Source organism: Vibrio sp. RW (genome assembly GCF_027587105.1).
In the GTDB taxonomy this organism is placed as follows: domain Bacteria; phylum Pseudomonadota; class Gammaproteobacteria; order Enterobacterales; family Vibrionaceae; genus Vibrio; species Vibrio toranzoniae.
On sequence record NZ_JAPPTM010000010.1, the window covers coordinates 127,208 to 149,201 of the forward strand.

Here is a 21,994-nt window from a genome sequence, read left to right on the forward strand (position 1 = left end):
AGTTGACGCGCATCAAGTTGGTGTTATCAAACTTATCAATTACATGATTTTACAAGCGGCTCGACCCCCTTCTACTGCATTGAAGGATCTCAATGAGCAAGGCCATTAAGCTGATGGGCTGTATTTATGACCAACGAAATAGCCTTTATATGCCTATCAGTAATATTCCTGCCGAATCGATGCCAAGAGAAAAACTACTAAATAGAGGGCCGGATTCTTTGAGTGATGCAGAATTGCTCGCGATATTTCTTCGTACAGGTACGCAGGGAATGAACGTATTAGAGTTAGCCGATAAGTTGATCAAAGACTCTGGCTCGCTGCGGCAACTGTTTTCTGCAACGGAAACGGAATTCTGTGCCCATAAAGGGTTGGGGCAAGCGAAATATGTTCAACTGCAGGCAGTGTTAGAGATGACGCAACGTTATTTAGCAGAGACATTATCTCGAGGGGATGCATTGACGAGCCCCAACCATACCAAGCTCTATCTTTCGAGTATGCTGCGCGATCGCCAGCGAGAAGCCTTCTATATATTGTTCCTCGATAACCAAAATAGAGTGATAAAAGATGAGGTGATGTTTGAAGGAACCATCGATGCCGCATCGGTTTACCCTCGGGAAGTGGTTAAACGCGCACTTCATCATAATGCGGCGGCATTAATTTTAGCGCATAACCATCCTTCGGGTATCGCAGAGCCAAGTCAAGCAGATAGGCGAATCACACGCCGTTTAACCGATGCATTAGCGCTGGTGGACATCCGAATCCTCGACCATTTTGTCGTTGGAGATGGCGAAGTTGTCTCTTTTGCAGAGCGTGGATGGATTTGAATCACATTTTAGGTTGTTAGTTACGTTAAATCTGCTATTATTCCGCCCACATTTTTAGACCTAAAATCAGCTCTGATTACTCAAGCAAGCTGCGCTGCACAAAAAAAGATCACGAAATCCGTAAAAAGGATCTGTTCGGGTCTTGAGCAATGCGTGTCAAGTTAGTATAATGCGCGACCTTTGATAGCCTTGTATGGATTTTCCATAACGGTTTTTACCTTCTATTTTAATTGATAGAGAGGTTCGGCCACCAAGGTTGATATCGAGCTGAAACGATTGGAGAAGACATTCATGTCCCGAGTATGCCAAGTAACTGGTAAGCGTCCAGTAACGGGTAACAACCGTTCACACGCACGCAATGCTACTAAGCGCCGTTTTCTGCCGAACCTACAAACTCATCGTTTCTGGGTAGAGAGCGAAAAACGTTTTGTTAAACTACGTCTAACTGCTAAAGGCATGCGTATTATTGATAAGAAAGGCATTGATGCTGTTCTTGTTGATATCCGTGCACGTGGCGAAAACGTTTAAGAGGAATTAAGCAATGGCTAAAGGCATTCGTGAGAAAATTCGTCTAGTATCTTCTGCAGGTACTGGTCACTTCTACACAACTGATAAGAACAAGCGTAACATGCCAGGCAAATTTGAGATCAAAAAGTTTGATCCAGTAGTTCGCCAACACGTTATGTACAAAGAAGCGAAAATCAAGTAATTGATGCTTTTTTTGCTCTTCTCCAGTAGAAGAAAAAGTTAAAAAACCCAGCTTAATCGCTGGGTTTTTTTATATCTGAAATTAGGCATTATCAATTCTCCCCCTTTAATCGATAAGCAAACAACGCACAGAAAGTCGTGTGCATAGAAAGTGTTGCTCGTTTCACGATATACTGATCGCTCAATAGATTGGATGAGCAGAATCAGATGAGATATCGTGGACGCCGGTGGAACAACATACTCATGTTAAGCGTGATCGCTTTTATTGGGGTGTTAAACCTTCCAACACTGATCAAAGCGTACCTTATCGAGCCTGAGCCTCAGGTTGAGAGCCCTTACCCTTATCTCCTAAATCCAGCAGCAGAGCTTCAAGCGTTACACTTTGCTAAGTGGTCAGTCGTTCAACAAGACAATCAATGGGCTTACCAGTTCAAAGATGCAGACTTCCCTCAAACTACCAATGCACAAGAGTTGTCACAGCGTTGGAAAGAGCTTGTGGGTACGGAAGTCGACTCACAAACCTATACAGACCTTACGCCTCGGCTAAATACACCGCACACCATTGAAGTATGGTATCAAGACCAAGAAGAGCCCCAGCGTATTACCTATTATCAATTGCCCGAATTCTGGTTGTTAAAAAACTGGAATGATCAGTGGCTGGCGGTGTCTATTGAAGAGAGTTACCTGTTTCCAAGCCTTAGCTCAGAACATTCATTGAAATCAGACAAGCTATCTATATCAGACAAACCACCTAAATCGGACGACTAAATTATGCCTGAATTACCCGAAGTTGAAGTGAGCCGTATGGGGATCTCGCCTCATTTAGTTGGCGAGACGATAAAAACGATGACTTTTCGGACACCTAAATTACGTTGGGATATCCCACTTGAGTTAAAACAGTTGGAAGGTGAAAAAATACTCTCCATCTCTCGTCGCGCTAAGTATCTGATCATTGAAACTAAGGTTGGTAGTGCCATTGTTCATTTGGGGATGTCTGGTTCATTGCGCGTGTTAGATGCCGATTTTCCAGCAGCAAAACACGATCACGTGGATCTTAAGCTCACTAACGGCAAGATACTGCGTTATAACGACCCACGCCGCTTTGGTGCTTGGCTATGGTCGGCGCCTGATGAAGTCCATCCTGTGTTACTTGGTTCTGGCCCCGAGCCACTAACGGACGACTTCAATGCCGACTACATCGCCGAGAAGGCCGTGAAGCGTAAAGTTGCCGTTAAACAGTTCATCATGGACAACAAAGTGGTTGTTGGCGTGGGAAACATCTACGCCAATGAAGCGCTGTTTTCTTCACGAATTCATCCTTTGCGCCCCGCAAGCAAAGTAACAAAAGAAGAGTGGGTATTGCTAACCAAAGAGATCAAGCAAGTGCTCGCCACCGCTATCAAACAAGGCGGTACTACCCTAAAAGATTTCGCACAAGCAGATGGCAAGCCGGGGTATTTCGCTCAAGAACTTCAGGTTTATGGCAAAGCGAAAGAGGAATGCCCTAATTGTGAGGCTCTTATCCAAGAGTTAAAAATAGGGCAGAGAAATACGTTTTTCTGTGAACAGTGCCAAGTATAAATAATGACCTGCGTGCACGTTTCCCTGTCCTCAGAGTCGCCTTCATATGACGATGTTTAAGTTTGCAAACTTAATCCTAACAGGCAAACAGGTCGATATTTATAGTAATGACGACATGATATGCAACCTAACTTGTACCTTTGGCGGCATTATTTCACTGTTTTTCGTTTAATTTCGTCTGCGACTTTTTGTGGTACAAACTGGCTAATATCACCGCCATGAATCGCGACTTCACGGACAATCGTTGAAGAGAGGAAGGCATATTCTTCAGAAGGTGTTAAAAATACACTTTCAAGGCCTGGAAGTAGCTTTCTGTACATGCTGGTGAGTCCAAACTCGTATTCAAAATCCATAGTTGTTCTCAAACCACGCACCAATACGTTCGCTTGCTGTTGTTTAGCAAAGTCGACCAGTAACCCTGAAAACCCTTCGACAGAGACGTTCGGGATATGAGCCACGGCATCACGCAGCAGCTCTACTCGTTCATCTAACTCAAACATGGTCTTTTTACTTGGGCTCTCAGCTACCCCAACGGTGATATGGTCAAACATGCTAGCGGCGCGAACGATGATATCAAGGTGCCCATTGGTGACTGGATCAAACGTTCCAGGGTAGATGACATGTGTGCTCATATTAGCGTTCCTTGCTTAATGTTCTGTTTGGAATTCAGTACGTTGTCTGAATATCGTGTCGGGCGAGAAGTGAGTGCTTTATCGAGTCGCTGCTTGACCATATCGACGGTGATGTCTTTCATCAGGTCATCGCCCTTGGCACGAGTTCCCCATGGAAGCTCTTGCACGGGTTTACCTTGTTGTGCTTCTACATGCTGTTGGTACACACTTGCCACGATATCGAGATCGTTGTAAGGGCCAGTTCTACGAGGATCGCTGTGTGCGTACAAGCCAATTACCGGTGTTGACTGTGTGGTTGCCAAGTGGGCTGGACCAGTATCAGGTGCCAATACCACCGTTGCATGTTTCAGTACGGCAGTCAGTTGCTTCAAGTTCGTCTTGCCAATCAAGTTAGTGACAGGCGACTGGCATAATTTTTCGATGTCGTTACCTAGGTTAACTTCTCTTGGTGCCGGAGAACCACAAAGTACCACTTGCATGCCTTCTTCTGAAGCATAGTCGGCAATGGCGGCATATCGCTCTGTTAACCAGTTGCGCGAGTCTTTGCTTGCAGCAGGCGAGATAACCAGTGTAGGTTTGTTGGCTATGGTGCTGATTGCTAGCTCTTCATCTTCTGGCGTTAATGGAATAGTCCATTGAGGTTTATCGAAAGGCACGCCAATGTAGCGCGCAAATTCGGCAAAGTTATCCAACACATGAAACTTGTCTGAGATAGGAAGTTGGCGATTGGTGAACAGTGATTGACCTTCACGAGTGCGGTTTTTACCAAAGCCTACTTTATACCTTGCTTTGATCCCCCAAGATAGCACGCTGGCTCTCAGTGCCGCTTGCATGTGCAGCAGTGCATCAAATTTACGATCAGAGAGCTGACGCCATAATTCACGCATTCCTTTGAAGCCTTGTTTTTTATCGAAAACAATCACCTCAATACCGGGAAGATCACCGATCAGCATGGCTTCGATTTTTCCCGTGATCCAAGTGATTTTCGTTTCAGGCCACTGCTTCTGAATGGCTTGAACCACAGAAATAGCATGACAAACATCGCCAATAGCGGAAAGACGAAGTATGCAAAGAGATTGAGGTGCAGTTGAGAACAGTGACATAAAGTGCCCGAAAAAGTGAATAACATCAGAATTATGCAGATACTCGCATTAGTTGTAAAATAGCAATGACGAAAAGCGACCCAAAGGCCTCATAGATGGAAACGATTAGCACCAACAACCAAACAATTTGGTATGACCCTGAACTTCTGGCTCAAGTGCCAGAGGATGAGATGGTTCAGATCTTTGAGGTAGAATACTGGCAACAAAGAGGGGCTATTTCTGGAAGTGCTCAAGGCCGTGGCACGACATGGTTTATCCAACTTGATGCAATACAGGCCGCATTGCGCCATTATCGCCGTGGCGGATTGTTTGGGAAGCTAGTTGAAGATCAGTACCGATTCTCTGATTGGGAAAGTACGCGTTGCGCGATGGAGCTCAACGTTCTCAATGTCTTGGGTAATGCAGGTGTCAATGTACCGAAGCCCATTGCTGCTAGAGCCATTAAAAGCGGGCTGCTTTATCGAGCGGACTTAATGTCTGAACGAATTCCTAACGCTAAAGATTTGGTCGATATCTTGGTTGCTCATCCGATCGATGCGGATATTTACCGTAAAATTGGCCAAGAGATAAGAAAAATGCACGATACAGGGGTCAATCATACCGATCTCAACATTCATAATATCCTGCTTGATGATTCGCAAACGGTGTGGATTATTGACTTTGATAAGTGTGGCCAGCAAGCGGGTGATGATTGGAAAGAAGGTAACTTGAATCGCCTTAAGCGCTCGTTTCTAAAAGAAGTAAACAAGCGCCAGATTCAATGGCAAGAGCAGGATTGGGAACTGTTATTGCAAGGCTACCAAGGTTAGTTGCTGTTAGTTAAGAGTGGTGACTAGCTAAGAAGGCCATTAATTAAGAATGTATGCCAAAGTTTTATCCAACGCCCCTCGGTTTTGCTCAACTACTTGATAAGCCGCTAACCCTTTGTCTTTACGTAACTCAGGTTGCGTGAACAGCGCTCTGAGCTGGCCTGCAATTTCATCGCTATTTTGACAAATAGTGACCGCTTGAGCTTCAAGCAGTTTGTCGGTGATCTCACTGAAATTAAAGTAGCTAGGACCATTCAGTAAAGGCAATTGCAGGGCTGCTGGTTCAAGCAGGTTATGGCCCCCAACTTTATCGCCAATCAGGCTTCCGCCCATAAAGCACACATCAGCGCCGCCGAGTAGTACTAACATTTCTCCCATCGTATCCGCTATATAGACTTCAATATCAGAGGCGAAGGGATGTTGGCTCGTTCGAGTGATGGTATTGAACTGGTGCTGCTTAGCCAATTCAGTGACTTGACTAAATCGCTCAGGATGGCGAGGAACAATAACGAGTAACGCAGTTGGGTGGTCTTTTAGAAGCTGCTTATGAGCGTCTAAGATAATCTCATCTTCGCCTCGGTGAGTGCTGGCCGCTATCCATACACAGCGCTCAGAGCCAATTGTTTCACGTAGCGCTTTGCCTTTTGATACTTGTTCAGCTGAAACTTCAATATCAAACTTGATCGATCCAGTCACATGCACAGATGCTTTATCTAACCCTAATCGTATAAAACGCTCAGCATCACTTGGGTATTGGCAAAGTACTTGAGAGAGATTTTTGGCTAAGAGATCAAAAACGGCTTGGAATTTAGCATAACGCTGGCACGAGCGTTCAGATAGGCGAGCGTTGAGTACCGAAATGGGGATTCCAGCTTTCGCGACGCAGTGCAGTGTGTTTGGCCATAACTCGGTTTCCATGATTAGCATCTGTTTAGGCTGAACACTCTTCAAAAAACCTCGAATACACCAAGAAAAATCAATCGGCATGTAACGATGCTCGACCAAATCACCAAGTTTGGCTATTTGCTCTGCACCTGTACTCGTTGTCGTGGTGACAATAATGGCTTGATCTGGTGCTTGTTGTTTCAATTGCTTGATGATTGGCGTTGCGGCAATCGACTCGCCTACGGATACGGCATGAATCCAAATAGGATTTTTACCATTGATTTGCGGTGTGACGCCGAAATGCTCTTTCCAACGTTGGCCGACACTCGGTTTTCCAGGTTTGTTCTTATAGAGCCCATACAGCAGTAGCGGAGAGGCTAATGACAATATGAGAGTATAGAGAAGTCGTATAAGCATAAGAACAGTGACACCAGAGGGTAAAATCAGTATTCAGAAGAGTATTTTCTTCAATCTCGAAAGTAAAGAGCGTTATAATTAAATGCTTAGTTGCACTTTCAAACGGACATGGTGAATTTTATCTCCTCGCTTATGCAAACCGATCAAACCTATCGTTTCTTGCTCTACGTCGAGCAAAATTATTCATTTGCTATCCTTCGCCCATTCTATGACTTTGCGAAGCGACTTGGCCATGATGTAAAATGGCTGCTGGTGGGTGACGATGCGTCCGAGCACTTGTTATCAGAGCAAGAGCAAAGAGTCTCTTTAGCCGAAGCGGTGACCTTTAATCCCCATGCCGTCTTAGTTCCCGGCGATCGTGTTCCTGCATTTATTTCAGGGATGAAGGTACAAGTATTCCATGGCTTGAACGAGAGCAAACGTGGGAACTTATACCCTGAGCGTGGTCTATTTGATTTGTATTGCACAGAAGGCCATGAAAGAACCAATTCACTTGAGCCATTAGCCAAACAACGTGGCTATTTTCAAGTAAAAGAAACCGGGTGGCTGAAGCTGGATAGCTTGTTTAATTATCAAGCAAGTGAGCACAGTTACGAGAGACCCCAAATTCTATTTGCTTCGACGTTTTCGCCAAGCTTATCGTGTGCTGAGTTGGTTTATGAAGAACTTAAGCGTCTCAGCCAGCTGAGTCAGTGGCAATGGTTAGTGACATTGCACCCTAAGATGAAGCAAGAGACCCGAGCAAAATATCAGGCGTTGGAAGGCGATAATCTTCTGTTTTTCGATAATGACCGAGTGATTGAAATGCAACATCGTGCTGATGTGATGGTGTGTGATAACTCATCGATATTTCAGGAATTCTTATTGCTCAATAAGCCGGTAGTCACGGTGAATAATCGAGATCCTCAAGCAAGCTTTATTAACATCACTCAAGCCGAGCAATTAGAGTCAGCAATTAAGCAAGCGATGCTACCTGATGAAACAAGAGACAAAGCTATCGCCAGTTATGGCCCATCAATCACTCCTTACTTAGATGGGCAATCTTCCGCTCGGGTTTTGAGTGCCATAACAGACGCACTAGAGAGTGGCTGGCAAGATAGAAAGCCAAAAAATTGGATTCGTAACTTTAAGATCCGTAAATCATTAAACTATTGGAAATTCTAGGGCTGAATAATGAGAAAACATACCCTGTCTGTCATTGTTATTACCAAGAATGAAGAAGACCGAATTGAAACGTGCCTTAAATCTGTTGTTGATATTGCCGATGAACTGATTGTTTTAGACAGTGGCTCAACAGATGCAACCGTTGAAATATGCCAAAAATACACAGATAACGTGACAATCACTGACTGGCCGGGCTTTGGTAAGCAAAAGCAGCGAGCGCTAGATAAAGCAACATGTGATTGGGTGCTATCAATTGATGCTGACGAAGCTCTCGATAAAGAGATGAGCGACGCTCTTGTTGAACTATTAAAACAAGATCAAATCAAACACACGGCATATAAACTGCCTTGGGGAGTGACGCTATATGGAACAACGCTTAAGTATGGTCGTAGCGCTCGTGCTGTGTTGAGACTCTTTAAAAGAGAAGGCTCTCGTTATACCTTGGATGAAGTGCATGAAACCGTTATTCCGGAACAAGGAACTACTGGAACTCTGAAAGGCTACTTGCTCCACTATACCCACCGAGATTATGGGCACGGCTTAGATAAAGCGGCGCAATATGCTTGGCTTGGTTCGCAAAAATACCACCGTAAAGGCAAGAAATCACACGGCTTATTCCTTGCTCTACTACGAGCCATATGGACGTTCTTCTTAGTCTATATTATCCGTCGTGGCTTTATGGATGGCAGTGTCGGTTTCATTATGGCGATGACCTACGCCCAAGTGAATTTCAATAAATATGTCGGTTTGTGGATCCTTGAAAATCGTTCAGAAGACCGTTCAACAGACCAAGCTTAGTAGGAACCGATAGATGAAGATTTTAGTTTGTGCATCTTACTTACATGCATGGAACAGCTTACGCCCTGAAGCCGCGATCTTTATTGAGCTTGCGCGTCAAGGTCACCAAGTCACAATCATGACCCAAGGTGAGTCTGAGCATGTATCAAAGTTAGAAGAGTGCGGCATACGAGTGGTTGATGGTTATCCAAAGCGTAAAATTTGTTTTGATACCATAAAAAAAATTCGCCACGAGCTGAAAACGCATGATTACGACATCTGCTATGCTTTTAACTCAAAGACGATACCTAACGCGGCGTTTGCGTGTATGGGTTTCAACGTTAAATTAATCGTTTATCGAGGCACTACTGGAGGTTTATATCGACATGACCCAAGTGCTTATCTAACTCAGTTACATCCTCGTGTAGATGGCATTGTGTGTGTGTCTGAAGCAGTACGACAAGATGTGGTGAAGCGCGTTTGGAAGAACAAAGATAACGTTGTTACCATATACAAAGGGCATGAATTGGATTGGTATAAAGTACCGCCAACCGAGCGCTCTGAGTTTGGTTTGCATGAAGAGGATGTAGTTGCGATTACTGCAGCGCACGTAAGGCCAAGTAAGGGCATCTCTGTTTTACTTGAGGCGACCAAATACATTACTGCGCCCAACTTCCATTTGATCTTAGCGGGCAGTGGCTACGAGCCTCATTTTGATGAGATGAAAGCGAGCCCTATGAGTGAGCGAATTCACTACATTGGTCATCGTACTGACATCCCTTCAATCATGTGTATGGCAGACTTTCAAGTTCAGCCATCGATCAGCGGAGAAGGGCTACCTCGCACGATTGTCGAAGCAATGGCAAACGGCACAACCTCAGTAGTTACAACTACCGGGGGAGCCCCTGAACTCGTTGTAGACGGTGAGACGGGTTATATTGTTCCTACTGGTGACGCAAAAGCGTTAGGTGATGCGATGAACAAGCTCGCACAAGACAAGGCCAAGTGCACAACAATGAGTGAAGCGGCTAAGAAGCGCTTAGATGAAAGCTTTAGTTCACGAGTGACAGTGAAGAAGCATTTGGAATTTTTTGAGAAACTGCTAAGAAAATAATAGCTTACTCAAAAATTAATTTGGCAAGGACTTTATGCTTTATGAGAAGCTTTTATAATCAGTAATAAATGCCATCATTTATTTTGGATAGCTCAAAAGATATTATATCTTGAAGGCTATCTTCATTTTTTTCTAATTTACTTATAATATCGACAAAGTTAGATATTTCACTATCTGGAATAAGTTTATATATATTACAATATTCTTCCATCCCAATACCTGCTGAAGAGTTAATTGATATGATATTAACTGTTTCTATACTGGATAATAAATAGAGCTCTAAAGGTAGTTTATTCGATAAAAAAGTTACCCCTTTTTCTTTGAACAATGAATAGTCTGATTCATTTTCTTTTGGGTGCAGCTTTAAAACCGGATCAAAACCTTCACTTTTACTTTTCGATATTATCAAATCATAAATTTTGTAAAAGAAACTAGTATCAACAAGCTTACCCTTCAGTTTGTTAAAGGTTGGCTGTGTGGCGATTATTAATGTTTTTCTATTTAGGTTATGAGTGTCATCAAATCTAAAACAGCGTTGAATATTTGAAATGTTCGTTTTATTTTTGGATAGAATTAGTTTTCTTCCCTTGTGTAGTACGGATTTCGGTAGTTTTTCTGGGTGTATCGCATAGATAGCAGCACACTGTCTTCGTTCACCAAATACATAGGACTGAGGCTTTTTAATTGATAGGAAACGGAGGAGTTGTTTTGGTCTTGAGTCTATTTTATGTTCAACGTAGTTACCCATCCCATCTTCAATCATAGAGTACGATGTTGATAACAGTCTAAACAATCTAGACATCTTGTTATTGTCATTGTACAAAAAGAGTGTATTGATTGTGTGGTCAAAATCTAAATCACCATCATACTTTTTGAGTAATGTCACTAGAGTCGATTTTAAACTATCAGATATTGGCCAACTATGTAATGCGCTGAACAAGATGTATTTACCGATAAAGCCACTTTCCTTTATATTGTTTACTAGCTGTTTCCTATTAACTAAAATTAGTTCAATATGACCTGGCAACTCATCACTACTTATACTTTTAGGGTCAATATTTTGATAATCATAGAAGAAAATGATCATTGAAGTAGTCGTGCTATCTTGTGACTTATATAGGCTAAAGAGTAGATGTCTTACGGTTGAGCAAATATAAATATCTTTACTTTTCATCACTCACCCTGTTGTTATTAGAAATAGCCGAACTCAAAATAATACTTGTCCACACTAGGTGAAAAATTGTTCCAGAATTATGATTGAAAAAAGCCTGAGTTAGGCAGTAACCCATCATCAGAATAATACTAACAATCCCTAATAAGCTGAAATTTTTAGAATCCTCACAAGATGACGAATTATTAAGTAACTTAAATAAGATCAAGAGTGGTATGAAAAATATAGCCCCAAGAGCACTTAGCCCGACAAATCCTCCAATTGAAGCAGCTTCAAGAAATTGGTTGTGTTCGTGATAGGTCATACGCGATACTTTTTTATCTATAATACCAAGATCACCAAGTGACTTTCTTTTTTCTAATCTTCCCTTCTTTCCCGCACCAAATAAAAGGTTCTCTGAAAAGGTTATTGAAGCGCTTTTCCAAAGGTTGAGCCTGATTCCAACAGAAGTAGAAGCGTTAGTATTTTGACTATATTTTTTGTAATCACTAAGAGCTTCATTGACTCGAGATGTAACGGTATGGTTAGTACTGATAGCGAAAGAGGTTAGAATTGTCAATATAAGAGTTGAAGTAATAACTTTAATGCGTAATAGGTTGAACTTATAATGAACTATCAACAAAACCGTGAGGGGAACAAGTAGCCAAGAGCCTCTACTCTCTGACTGTAAACTAGCCCAAGATGCTAAAATAAATGCAACGAGTGATATTGCAGAAAACAGTAAATGCTTTCTTTTCCACTCAAATAAAGCTATTGCTAGGCTAGAAATTGCAAATGTAGTTACTATACCTCCAGTTTGTATTTGCATATACCCTTTGAACCAAAAATTAGGGATACGTCCATCAAATGCTCTTAGTTCTGGATAATGTTTCAAGTAGAACAGCGCAATGATAGCTGAGCAAATTGAAGCAATATTTATCCCAATGGCCATACTTTTCCAAGATGGTGGGTTTCGTAATAAGGCTACGAAAATTGGTATGGTTAATAAAGCTCTACTTGGCTTATCAATAAAGCTCCACTTTTCACCATGGACCAATTTCAGTAGAAGAAAAGTCAAGAAATAGTAAAGAAGGGCGTATATAAATAGCTTTTCATTGCTGCTTAACTTTATTTCTTTATAGGTAAAAATGACGCTTACTATGCACGAAGCAAGTAGTAAGATGCTTGAGTAGTTGTAGCCAGAGCCATAAGCGACACAGATAACAGGAAAGCACGCAGCAAAAAAAGACACTGCTTTTGTGTGATATAAGTGAGTTGAAAACATTCTATGAAAATTACTTATAAGGATTGAGATTACTTTCAGGACGAGTCTTAAGCAGCCTTAAGATCCACATATATTGTTCTGGATTCTTACTCACATAATCTTCAATGCATTGATTCATCATACGTGCGTCGTCCTCTTCGCTTCCTGTCGGGAATGGAAGGGCAGGGTAAAAATCCAACGTGTATTGACCAGTATTACTATCGTATTGAGCAAACAAGGGAACAATTTTAGCTTTGCTCAGCTTAGATAGACGACCAAGGCCTGAGATGGTCGCTTTTTGTGTCGCAAAGAAGTCAACGAAGACACTGTGCTCACGGCCAAGATCTTCATCGGGTAGGTAGTAGCCAAGGTACCCGTCACGTACTGACTTGATGAAAGGCTTGATACCGCCGCTACGATCGTAAACTCGTCCACCATATTGCACACGTTGCCTGTGCATTAACCAGTCACTGAGCTTATTTTTCTGTGCTTTTGCCATGGCTGATACCGGAAGGTTGCGCGATGCCAGCAATACCGCTGGAATATCGATAGCCCATGTGTGCGGAACCAGCAAGATCACATTCTCGCCACTGTCTGTAATATCGGTTAGGTTACTAAGACCATTAATTGAGGTGTTGTTTTCTAGCCAGCCTTTACTCTTTAAGGTCAGTGAGGCAAACCCCATCAAAAATGAGATGGAAGTAACGTATGACTGATAGAGAGTTTCTTCGCGCTCTTTGATAGATTGCTCAGGGAAACACATCTCAAGATTCACTCGAGCCCGACGATTAGCCTTATTCTTAATTTTTACAGCTTGCTTAGCCATAAACTTAGCTAATGCTAAACGAATGCTATTAGGTAAGATGCAGACTAAAGACGATAACAAAACAGCAATCCAAGTTCCCCAGTATTTAGGTGCTAGAAACCCCCATTCAAACTCAGGATTGTAAGCTTTTGGATCAAAATCATTGCGTTGTGTGGTCATTCATTTACTACATTATTTAAATCAGAGAGTTAACTTTATATCGGTTACTCTGGGAATGATTATATTCGTTAGACATTCCCAATAATACACGCTAAAAGTAGGGTGTATTATTGGTCCTAATCTGAAATATACCGTTAAGCGTTTACGATCTTCATGTACTCAGCAACGCCATCGGCTACTGCTTTAAACTCGATATCGCAACCTGTACCGCGAAGCTTAGTTAGGTCGGCTTGAGTGAATTCTTGGTAAGCACCTTTCAAATGGTCAGGGAAAGGAATCGTTTCGATTTCGCCTTTACCATGGTGCTTGATGACTGCCTTGGCGACTTCTTCAAACGACTCAGCATGGCCTGTACCTAGATTAAAGAGGCCTGATACACCATTCTCTAAGAACCACAAGTTTACAGCCGCGACATCACCGACATACACAAAATCACGTTTGAAAGTTTCGCTACCTGCAAACAACTTCGGGTTTTCACCGGCGTTCATTTGATTGTTGAGATGAAATGCGACTGAAGCCATGCTGCCTTTGTGCTGCTCACGCGGACCATAAACATTGAAGTAACGAAACCCTACGATTTGCGAAAGCGTTTCGTTGTGTGCTGCAGCATCCGCGGTTAGGCGACGAACATAGTTATCAAATTGCTGTTTTGAATAGCCGTAAACGTTTAATGCACCTTCGTACTCTCGCTCCTCGATGAAAGTATCGGTTTCACCGTAAGTCGCCGCTGAAGAGGCGTATAAGAAAGGGATTTCACGCTCAACACAGTAATGAAGTAGCTCTTTTGAGTATTCATAGTTGTTGAGCATCATGTATTTTCCATCCCACTCGGTAGTGGCAGAGCATGCTCCTTCATGGAAAATCGCTTCAATGTGACCGAAATCATCACCAGCCATGACTTGAGTTAGGAAATCATCACGATCCATGTAATCTGTGATATCTAGGTCGACAAGGTTCTTAAATTTCTTACCATCTTTTAAGTTGTCGACGACTAGAATATCGTTGTGGCCCGCTTCATTGAGCGCCTTAACAATATTGCTGCCAATCATGCCAGCACCACCCGTTACGATAATCATAACTTTCTAACTCTTTTGAATACAAAACTCCCACCAGTATAGCAAGAATTGGATAAAGCGGGCTAGTGGAATAATTCCCCAACCGGAGTATGATACGGCAAGCTAAGTTATAATTTTTATTGAGTTAATAGCTCAAAACATAGGTATTATCATGAAGATTGCAGTAGCCGGTACCGGATATGTGGGTCTATCAAATGCAATGTTGTTGGCACAACATCATGAAGTAATCGCGGTAGATATCATTGATGACAAAGTGACAATGCTAAACAACAAGCAGTCACCGATTGTTGATAATGAGATTGAGCACTTTTTGTCAAACAAGACGCTGAACTTCAGGGCAACAACAGACAAAGCGGCTTACCAAGACGCTGAATTTGTCATCATTGCCACACCAACTGATTATGATCCGAAAAATAATTATTTCGATACCAGTTCTGTGGAGTCGGTTATTAAAGACGTCATGGATATCAATCCAAATGCCGTCATGGTGATCAAATCAACGGTCCCTGTTGGCTATACTGAGCGCGTTAAGCAAGAGCTGAACTGTGAAAACATTATGTTCTCCCCTGAGTTTTTACGTGAAGGCAAAGCCCTATACGATAACCTACACCCATCACGAATTATCGTGGGTGAGTGCTCTGAACGCGCTAAAGTGTTTGCGAACCTTCTGGTTGAAGGGGCAGAGAAAGAGAATATCGACGTGCTCTTTACCAATTCAACAGAAGCTGAAGCGGTAAAACTATTCTCTAATACTTATCTCGCGATGCGTGTTTCTTATTTCAATGAACTTGATTCTTACGCCGAAGCCCATGGTTTGGATTCACGCCAGATTATCGAAGGTGTCGGCTTAGATCCTCGTATTGGTAATCACTACAATAATCCTTCATTTGGTTACGGTGGTTACTGCTTACCGAAAGATACCAAACAGTTGTTAGCGAATTACCAAGATGTACCGAACAACATTGTCGGTGCCATTGTTGATGCTAACCGTACCCGTAAAGATTTTATAGCGGATTCAATTATCAAGCGCTCACCTAAAATTGTTGGTATCTACCGTTTGATAATGAAGGCGGGTTCGGACAATTTCCGAGCCTCTTCGATTCAAGGCATTATGAAGCGCTTAAAAGCCAAAGGTATTGAAGTTGTCGTGTTCGAACCGGTGTTAGAAGAAGAACACTTCTTTAACTCGAAGGTTTATTCTGACCTCGAAGCGTTCAAAGTCGTATCGGATGTAATTGTCTCCAACAGAATGGTTGATGAACTATCCGATGTTGCAGACAAGGTATACACACGAGACCTCTTTGGCAGTGATTGATTACAGTAGCTATTGATTACAGCAGCCGATTCATTGCAGTTGAATTTTAGCGATTGCTAATTCGACCAGATGTTAACAGCTCGATCTATCCGTTTAGTGGCGATATACTGAACCATTGAACGGATAGGGATACTAATGACCAATGAAAACACGTGACAAGATTGTTTACGCGGCACTAGAACTTTTTAATGAGCACGGCGAGCGTAGTATTACGACCAATCATATTGCTGAGTATATCGAGATCAGCCCTGGTAACCTTTACTACCACTTTCGCAACAAACAAGAAATTGTCCGTGATATCTTTACTCTTTATTCGACAGAGTTGCTTGAAAGATTCACCCCAATCCAAGGGCAACAAGAAAGCCTGACGCTACTAAAGCGCTACTTAGATTCTATCTTCACGCTGATGTGGAAGTACCGATTCTTCTATGCCAATCTACCGGAAATATTGTCGCGTGATGAAAAGCTCCATCTTGATTACATGGCCGTACAAGAAAAGCTACAAACCAATCTTGTGGGTATCATGAGAGCCTTCGTTGAGTTGAACTTGCTCAAAGCAACAGATGCAGAAATGAAGTCGATGGTGACGTCTCTTCACTTGATTGCATCGGGTTGGTTGGCGTATCAGTCTGTCATGTCACCAAAATCTCAAATTACCGAGCAAGTGGTCCATCAAGGAATGCTGCAGATGATCGCCACCGTTAAACCGATTGCGACAGCGCAGGGTTTTGAACAGCTAACATTATTGGAAGATGGTGTCAGGGCGTTGAACTCTAAGTAGAAAGATACGAGTAAGCGAGATACGGGCAACGAAGAGCGGGAAAGAGCAGGCTCGAGTAACGAAATACGAGTAGCGAAAAGCAAGGTAGAGCGACGACTAGGCTAGCGTTTTTCATGTAACGTTTTACGCTAACCTTGTTTCGGTTCTTAAGCTCTTCGCATCCCGTATCTGCTCTTACCTAACCAACCAACTCTTCGGGTTTTGAGCTTTACTATTTCTACGGATTTCAAAGTAAAGCGATGGACGGGTTTGGCCGCCAGTGTTACCGACAAGTGCAATGGCTTCACCTGCTTTCACCTTATCACCTTCTTTTTTCAATAGCGCTTGGTTAAAGCCGTAGAGCGTCATATCGCCTTTACCGTGGTCGAGCAATACAACCAGTCCATAACCCCTTAAATATTCGGCAAAAACGACCGTTCCTGAGTAAACCGACTTTACTTGCTGGCCGTAATTAGCGTTGATCACCATGCCTTTCCAGTTTACTTGGCCAGTTTGACGAGAGCCGTAGTTATGTAGGACATTCCCTTTTATTGGCCAAGGCAGCTTTCCTTTGCGCTTGGCTAAACCATCCATAGGGACAGAGTTCTGTCTCTCGCGAGCGGCTTTTTCTGCTTTGGCAATCTCGGCTTTGAGGCGAGTTTCATTGCGCTGGAGTTCCGCTAAGTAACTCTTGTCACCGGAGATATTATTTCGAATATTACCAACCGTTTTCTTACGTTGAACTTGTGTCTGTGACAGCTTATCGCGCTTTGTCGTTTGTTGTTTTAAAAGCGTTGTTATTTGTTCTTGCTCAAGTTGGCGTTGCTTCTGGCTTTCTGCTAACTCCCGTTGAGTGTGTTCAATCGTATTTATCGTTGCAGAGCGAGCTTTAGCAAGATGTTGGTAGTAGTGGCTAATGCGGTCTTCTTCAACACCGGTATTGAGGATATGAGAAGAGGCTTTCGCTCGACTTGTCATATAGTAAGTTTGAATCAGCTGTTCTAACTTGTCTGTCTGCACTTTTTTTTGTGCGGTGAGTTCTGTGATCTTTGTGTTCAAGTTGGCAATGTTAGCATTGGCCGTTTTGAGTTGCTTTTTGCTATCTAAAATCGCTTTTTCAAGTGAAGCAATGGCGAGCTCTTGCTTCTTTAGGTTAGCTTGCAACGTGTCGAGTTTTTTTTGCTGTGAAGATAGGGCTTTTTGTTGACGAGATATTTCGCTCGACACACCTTTTAGCTCACCTTGCGATGCGGCAAATGACGATGAAGATAAAACAGCAACACAAAGGCTGGTCGATATCAAAAGAGTCGTATTAATGGCGAGAATTTTTTTCTTCATTATTGTCATTCAGTGTCTTTTTTTAGTTATCAGGTCGCACGCGTTTTTCGAATCTCTTACCAGAGCAAGCCTTTTTCATCCCGACACTCGCATCTCGTTACTGCGCTTAAATCCCATCACCATAGATAAAATGCTGTGAGCGACCGTTAAACCCTTGGTCCATATCCAAAGACGGTTTATCCGTTTGTGGTTTGCCGACAATCTTGGCTGGAACACCAGCTACGGTAGTATGGGGAGGCACGGCTTGCAGTACCACAGAGCAAGAACCTATCTTAGCCCCTTCGCCCACTTCAATGTTGCCCAAAATCTTCGCGCCGGCCCCAATCATGACACCTTCGCGAATCTTAGGGTGACGATCGCCACCTTCTTTACCGGTACCACCCAGTGTAACGTCTTGAAGAATCGACACATCATTTGCGACTACAGCCGTTTCACCAATCACAATACCTGTAGCGTGGTCGAGCATGATTGCTTTACCAATACGAGCCGCTGGGTGAATGTCCACTTGGCAGGCGACTGAAATTTGGTTTTGTAAGTAAGTAGCAAGCGCGATGCGTCCTTGTTTCCATAACCAATTCGCCACTCGATAGCCTTGTAGAGCATGATACCCTTTTAAATAAAGCAGAGGCATTGAATACATTTCAACGGCGGGGTCGCGGGTGACCGTCGCGCATATATCACAAGCGGCAGCGTCAATGATGTTAGCATCTTCCGCGAAGGCTTGTTCAACCACTTCGCGCACAGCCATTGCTGGCATCGAAGCGGTTTTGAGTTTATTGGCAAGGATATAACTAAGCGAAGCACTCAAACTGTCGTGATTGATAATAGTGGCGTGGTAAAAACTCGCTAGCATAGGCTCTTGTTCTGATTGCTCGCGAGCTTCCTTCACGATGCATTGCCAAACTTTTTGCTGTTCACAGTGTTTCATTCTTCCATCCATCTTATCTATTTTATTCCACGACTTAATACGCGATGTTATCGCTCTGACTTTTTGTCTCGAGCAAGTAGGTCTTGCGCCGCTAAGTGAGCATCTTTCCCTTGATACAGCACTTGATAAATTTGTTCAACAATTGGCATCTCAACGCCCATACGCTCTGATAGTAACCAAACTTCTTTGGTGTTGCGATAACCTTCGACCACTTGGCCGATTTCTTCTTGCGCCGTGTCGACGTCTTTACCTGAACCTAAAGCTAAACCAAAACGACGGTTACGAGATTGGTTATCGGTACATGTCAGCACTAAGTCGCCTAATCCAGCCATGCCCATGAAGGTTTCTGGTTGCGCACCAAGTGCGGCGCCTAGTCGGCTCATTTCAGCCAAACCACGGGTTATCAAAGCTGTACGCGCATTGGCACCAAAGCCAATACCGTCTGACATGCCTGCGCCGATAGCGATGACATTTTTAACCGCGCCGCCAAGTTGCATGCCGATGAAATCTGAGTTTGCGTATACGCGGAATGTTTTGCCGCAGTGGATCTTCTCTTGCAGCTCTTCTAGGAACGTCTCATCTGGCGAAGCTACTGAAATGGCTGTGGGCATACCCATCGCCAGTTCTTTAGCAAAAGTAGGGCCAGACAGAACAGCCAGTGAGTAGCCATCACCCAGTATATCGTGTGCGACATCTTTCAGTAGGCGCCCTGTCTCTGGCTCCAAACCTTTGGTGGCCCAGCAGATGCGAGAATTCGTCGTTAAGTACGGCTTCAGATTGTTGAGGACGATACCAAACACATGGCTAGGGACGACAATGAGAAGGTCACGGCTTGCAGTGACTGCTTTTTCTAAATCCGACTCAATGATTAAACTTTGCGGAAAATCGATATTGGGTAGAAACGCATTGTTGGCTCGCTCTAATTCGAGGCGCGCCATATGTACAGGATCATGTCCCCAGAGAACAACATTGGCACCGTTACGAGCTAGAGATATCGCTAAAGATGTCCCGTAAGAACCTGCACCAATCACTGTCATAGCAATCTCTTTGCCATAAGCGCTGTCTTTACCGTAAGCGTCTGCCGTATTAGTCGGGCGAGTTGTTTCTGTCATGCTTCCACCTAAAAATAATGAGGGAAATCGAAAAGTTCTGTGAGTGCTCTTTATCTAATGAAAGTGCTCTCCCCGAAAAGAAAGCGCTCTCCACCAAGAGAATATACAAAAAATGCACATCGCAGAAGCTGCGATGTGCATTTAAAAGCTCATTATCTAATAAAAGCCAAGCTTCTAATAAAAACTAAGCTCCCAATAAAAAACCAAGCTTCAAATAAAACTGGCTATATCAGCGTTAAGTTCTGATTGGAGACTTAAGCTTGTTCGCCTTCAGCTTGTTGAGCTTGGTTTTGTAGGTAGTTCATGAACAAAGCATCGAAGTTGACTGGTGCTAGGTTCAGTTGTGGGAATGTGCCTTTAACCACTAGGCTAGAAATCGTTTCACGAGCGTATGGGAACAAGATGTTCGGGCAGAAAGCACCTAGGCAATGTGCAAGCTGGCCAGCTTCCATTTCGCTTGCAGAGAAGATACCACCTTGCTGAACTTCACAAAGGAATGCTGTGTCTTCTGCGTTCTTAACAGTAACCGTTAGACGTAGGATGACTTCGTACACGCCTTCGCCAAGTTCACGGCTTTGAGTGTCTAGGTCCAGTTTTACATCTGGGTTCCACTCTTTTTGAAACATGTCTGGAGAGTTTGGCGCTTCGAAAGAGACGTCTTTTAGGAAAATACGTTGGATTGCGAAGTTCTGTTGTGCGTCTTGTTGTGCTGCTTCAGCCATTATCTTGTCCTTAAAAATTTATAATTAGGTTTTGCCTGTCAGTTTGTCACTCACAAAGAGCGCCATACTTAAGCAAAACCTGAAAGTCATATTTGTTGAGTCAGGTCAGCTTATTTCTTACCTTTAACTACTTCTTACCTTTAACTAAAGGCAAGTTAGCTTCGCTCCACGCCGCTAAACCACTTTTTAGTACGCTAACATTCTCAAAACCAGCTTTAGCCAGTAAGTTAGCGCTTTCTTGAGCAGTTTGACCTGTCTTGCATACTACGATGATTGGGTCAGCTTTATGACTTTCAAGGTTACCAAAGCTATTTGCTTTAATATCTGACGGCAAAATGTGAAGTGCGTCAGTAATATGTCCCTTTTTGAATTCATCCTTTGTACGAATATCAACCACAACGCCGTTTTCACGGTTAATTAGCTGTGTGGTTTGCGCTGCAGTAACCTCTTTGTAGGCCGCGTTTGATGTTTTGATAACGCTCGCAATGATGGCAACAACCAAGCCGATCCATACGATGGCTAAAATCATATTCTCTTGAAAAAATGGAACTAACTCTTGCATATCTTGAACTCTTATTCGTTATTGGGCGAAAAACTATAGGTCAGGAGTATAGCGAGATTGAGACGGAAATGTACATAGGCGTCGATTTTATGTCTACCGTTTAACTCTCTTTTTATGTGGGGCGGTAGCTGTCACAACTATTGTCAATGTTATTACTTCTGTGGTTTTAATTGCATTAGGGTGGGGGCCCTTTTACTTAATTTATATAACTATGGACGTTAGTGATGAGCAGTGGATTTAGTTTCCCCTAATGTTAAAGCTCGTGTTTGGCTAGCCAGTTAAGTTATTAATTCTCCCTGTGTAATGGTCTTTTTAGTGAGTTTATTAGCCCCTTGCTGTTAAACAACATAGCTGATTGTGACAGACAAAAACTTTGCTTCCTGTGTTCACATTATGGATAATGTGAACACAGTTATAGGTGTAATGAATTTTTCAATGCCTGCTAGAACTAGCTCGCGTAGTGTGATTTCGCATTGTTATCAACGGGCGGTAGCTTGCTTATAATATGTGGTAGCTAGCTGTATTGAATCGAATTATTAAAAATTAAAGTGGCATTCGGTACCAACACATAGTGTGCTATGAGTGTTGACTGCTCACAATCAGTTACCCGGAAGCCAAAGTTATTATGTGGTAGCCGTGGTAGTGAAAACTTAACAAAAAGTGAAGTATTCCATGTTAAATAATAAAACAGTTTTAATTACTGGTGGTACAGGTTCGTTTGGTAAGCAATTTATCAAAACAATTCTAGAGCGTTACCCTGACGTTAAA

Annotated in this window: 24 protein-coding genes; 12 read left to right on the top strand and 12 right to left on the bottom strand. The window is 42.9% G+C overall.

All coding sequences use genetic code 11. The features are described 5' to 3' along the window. Positions 1 to 149 precede the first annotated feature (149 nt). From radC to mutM, 5 genes are all read left to right on the top strand, one after another. Positions 150 to 824, top strand: coding sequence for a RadC family protein (radC, locus tag OCT63_RS11545; RefSeq protein ID WP_060467031.1), 675 nt, complete (start codon positions 150 to 152; stop codon positions 822 to 824). A gap of 291 nt (positions 825 to 1,115) precedes the next feature. Further along, the gene (rpmB, locus tag OCT63_RS11550; RefSeq protein WP_004728407.1) at positions 1,116 to 1,352 is read left to right on the top strand and encodes a 50S ribosomal protein L28; all 237 of its coding nucleotides are present in this window, start codon (positions 1,116 to 1,118) and stop codon (positions 1,350 to 1,352) included. Positions 1,353 to 1,365: 13 nt separating this feature from the next. Then, positions 1,366 to 1,533, top strand: a complete 168-nt coding sequence (gene rpmG, locus OCT63_RS11555) for a 50S ribosomal protein L33 (protein ID WP_002535344.1) — start codon at positions 1,366 to 1,368, stop codon at positions 1,531 to 1,533. Between the two features lie 206 nt (positions 1,534 to 1,739). Continuing rightward, positions 1,740 to 2,300, top strand: a complete 561-nt coding sequence (locus OCT63_RS11560; protein WP_269983756.1) for a hypothetical protein — start codon at positions 1,740 to 1,742, stop codon at positions 2,298 to 2,300. Between the two features lie 3 nt (positions 2,301 to 2,303). Next, on the top strand, positions 2,304 to 3,113 hold the full coding sequence (gene mutM, locus OCT63_RS11565) for a bifunctional DNA-formamidopyrimidine glycosylase/DNA-(apurinic or apyrimidinic site) lyase (protein WP_269983757.1): 810 nt from the start codon (positions 2,304 to 2,306) through the stop codon (positions 3,111 to 3,113). A gap of 149 nt (positions 3,114 to 3,262) precedes the next feature. On the opposite strand, the gene coaD is transcribed toward mutM, so the two are convergent. Beyond that, complete coding sequence (gene coaD, locus OCT63_RS11570; RefSeq protein ID WP_017055645.1) at positions 3,263 to 3,745, bottom strand: pantetheine-phosphate adenylyltransferase; 483 nt, start codon at positions 3,743 to 3,745, stop codon at positions 3,263 to 3,265. Next, positions 3,742 to 4,848, bottom strand: a complete 1,107-nt coding sequence (locus OCT63_RS11575; RefSeq protein ID WP_161679393.1) for a glycosyltransferase family 9 protein — start codon at positions 4,846 to 4,848, stop codon at positions 3,742 to 3,744. The genes coaD and OCT63_RS11575 overlap by 4 nt, the downstream gene beginning before the upstream one ends. Before the next feature lie 95 nt (positions 4,849 to 4,943). Between OCT63_RS11575 and OCT63_RS11580 the strand changes: the two genes are divergently transcribed. Further along, the gene (locus tag OCT63_RS11580; RefSeq protein WP_269983758.1) at positions 4,944 to 5,657 is read left to right on the top strand and encodes a 3-deoxy-D-manno-octulosonic acid kinase; all 714 of its coding nucleotides are present in this window, start codon (positions 4,944 to 4,946) and stop codon (positions 5,655 to 5,657) included. Positions 5,658 to 5,696: 39 nt separating this feature from the next. Here OCT63_RS11580 and waaA read toward each other — a convergent pair whose 3' ends face one another. Further along, positions 5,697 to 6,959: a lipid IV(A) 3-deoxy-D-manno-octulosonic acid transferase gene (gene waaA, locus OCT63_RS11585; RefSeq protein ID WP_269983759.1), complete on the bottom strand. Its 1,263-nt coding sequence runs from the start codon at positions 6,957 to 6,959 to the stop codon at positions 5,697 to 5,699. Between the two features lie 132 nt (positions 6,960 to 7,091). On the opposite strand from waaA, the gene OCT63_RS11590 reads away from it, so the two are divergent. From OCT63_RS11590 to OCT63_RS11600, 3 genes are read left to right on the top strand one after another with little or no spacing between them, the layout of a single operon-like run. After that, on the top strand, positions 7,092 to 8,123 hold the full coding sequence (locus OCT63_RS11590) for a UDP-N-acetylglucosamine 2-epimerase (protein WP_269983760.1): 1,032 nt from the start codon (positions 7,092 to 7,094) through the stop codon (positions 8,121 to 8,123). A gap of 9 nt (positions 8,124 to 8,132) precedes the next feature. Then, positions 8,133 to 8,921 carry a glycosyltransferase family 2 protein gene (locus OCT63_RS11595; protein WP_269983761.1) on the top strand — a complete coding sequence of 263 codons (789 nt, stop codon included), beginning with the start codon at positions 8,133 to 8,135 and terminating at the stop codon, positions 8,919 to 8,921. Between the two features lie 13 nt (positions 8,922 to 8,934). Next, positions 8,935 to 10,014: a glycosyltransferase family 4 protein gene (locus tag OCT63_RS11600; protein WP_269983762.1), complete on the top strand. Its 1,080-nt coding sequence runs from the start codon at positions 8,935 to 8,937 to the stop codon at positions 10,012 to 10,014. 58 nt (positions 10,015 to 10,072) lie between these two features. Here the strand turns inward: OCT63_RS11600 and OCT63_RS11605 are convergent, their stop codons facing one another. The 4 genes from OCT63_RS11605 to rfaD all read right to left on the bottom strand — a co-directional run bounded on the left by OCT63_RS11605 (position 10,073) and on the right by rfaD (position 14,489). Beyond that, positions 10,073 to 11,188: a polysialyltransferase family glycosyltransferase gene (locus OCT63_RS11605; RefSeq protein ID WP_269983763.1), complete on the bottom strand. Its 1,116-nt coding sequence runs from the start codon at positions 11,186 to 11,188 to the stop codon at positions 10,073 to 10,075. Further along, positions 11,178 to 12,449, bottom strand: a complete 1,272-nt coding sequence (locus OCT63_RS11610; RefSeq protein WP_161687333.1) for an O-antigen ligase family protein — start codon at positions 12,447 to 12,449, stop codon at positions 11,178 to 11,180. The genes OCT63_RS11605 and OCT63_RS11610 overlap by 11 nt, the downstream gene beginning before the upstream one ends. A gap of 10 nt (positions 12,450 to 12,459) precedes the next feature. Beyond that, positions 12,460 to 13,413: a lauroyl-Kdo(2)-lipid IV(A) myristoyltransferase gene (gene lpxM / locus OCT63_RS11615; RefSeq protein WP_269983764.1), complete on the bottom strand. Its 954-nt coding sequence runs from the start codon at positions 13,411 to 13,413 to the stop codon at positions 12,460 to 12,462. Between the two features lie 134 nt (positions 13,414 to 13,547). Further along, the gene (rfaD, locus tag OCT63_RS11620; protein WP_269983765.1) at positions 13,548 to 14,489 is read right to left on the bottom strand and encodes an ADP-glyceromanno-heptose 6-epimerase; all 942 of its coding nucleotides are present in this window, start codon (positions 14,487 to 14,489) and stop codon (positions 13,548 to 13,550) included. Between the two features lie 151 nt (positions 14,490 to 14,640). On the opposite strand from rfaD, the gene OCT63_RS11625 reads away from it, so the two are divergent. Together OCT63_RS11625 and OCT63_RS11630 are read left to right on the top strand one after the other, a co-directional pair. Continuing rightward, positions 14,641 to 15,804 (top strand): nucleotide sugar dehydrogenase, encoded by a 1,164-nt coding sequence (locus OCT63_RS11625; RefSeq protein ID WP_269983766.1) that lies wholly within the window; start codon positions 14,641 to 14,643, stop codon positions 15,802 to 15,804. A 142-nt stretch (positions 15,805 to 15,946) separates the two neighbouring features. Further along, a complete protein-coding gene (locus OCT63_RS11630; RefSeq protein WP_269983767.1) occupies positions 15,947 to 16,585 on the top strand; it encodes a TetR/AcrR family transcriptional regulator in 639 nt (212 codons plus the stop codon). Between the two features lie 174 nt (positions 16,586 to 16,759). Here the strand turns inward: OCT63_RS11630 and OCT63_RS11635 are convergent, their stop codons facing one another. The 5 genes from OCT63_RS11635 to OCT63_RS11655 form a co-directional block, all read right to left on the bottom strand. Beyond that, positions 16,760 to 17,911 carry a murein hydrolase activator EnvC family protein gene (locus OCT63_RS11635; RefSeq protein WP_029626886.1) on the bottom strand — a complete coding sequence of 384 codons (1,152 nt, stop codon included), beginning with the start codon at positions 17,909 to 17,911 and terminating at the stop codon, positions 16,760 to 16,762. Between the two features lie 97 nt (positions 17,912 to 18,008). Then, complete coding sequence (gene cysE, locus OCT63_RS11640; protein WP_060466963.1) at positions 18,009 to 18,830, bottom strand: serine O-acetyltransferase; 822 nt, start codon at positions 18,828 to 18,830, stop codon at positions 18,009 to 18,011. Between the two features lie 47 nt (positions 18,831 to 18,877). Further along, on the bottom strand, positions 18,878 to 19,942 hold the full coding sequence (gpsA, locus tag OCT63_RS11645) for an NAD(P)H-dependent glycerol-3-phosphate dehydrogenase (RefSeq protein ID WP_269983768.1): 1,065 nt from the start codon (positions 19,940 to 19,942) through the stop codon (positions 18,878 to 18,880). A gap of 254 nt (positions 19,943 to 20,196) precedes the next feature. After that, positions 20,197 to 20,664 (bottom strand): protein-export chaperone SecB, encoded by a 468-nt coding sequence (secB, locus tag OCT63_RS11650; protein WP_009847959.1) that lies wholly within the window; start codon positions 20,662 to 20,664, stop codon positions 20,197 to 20,199. A 127-nt stretch (positions 20,665 to 20,791) separates the two neighbouring features. Then, positions 20,792 to 21,226: a rhodanese-like domain-containing protein gene (locus OCT63_RS11655; protein WP_077679836.1), complete on the bottom strand. Its 435-nt coding sequence runs from the start codon at positions 21,224 to 21,226 to the stop codon at positions 20,792 to 20,794. A gap of 672 nt (positions 21,227 to 21,898) precedes the next feature. On the opposite strand from OCT63_RS11655, the gene OCT63_RS11660 reads away from it, so the two are divergent. After that, the coding region (locus OCT63_RS11660) for a polysaccharide biosynthesis protein (protein ID WP_269983769.1) at positions 21,899 to 21,994 on the top strand (96 nt) is incomplete at its 3' end.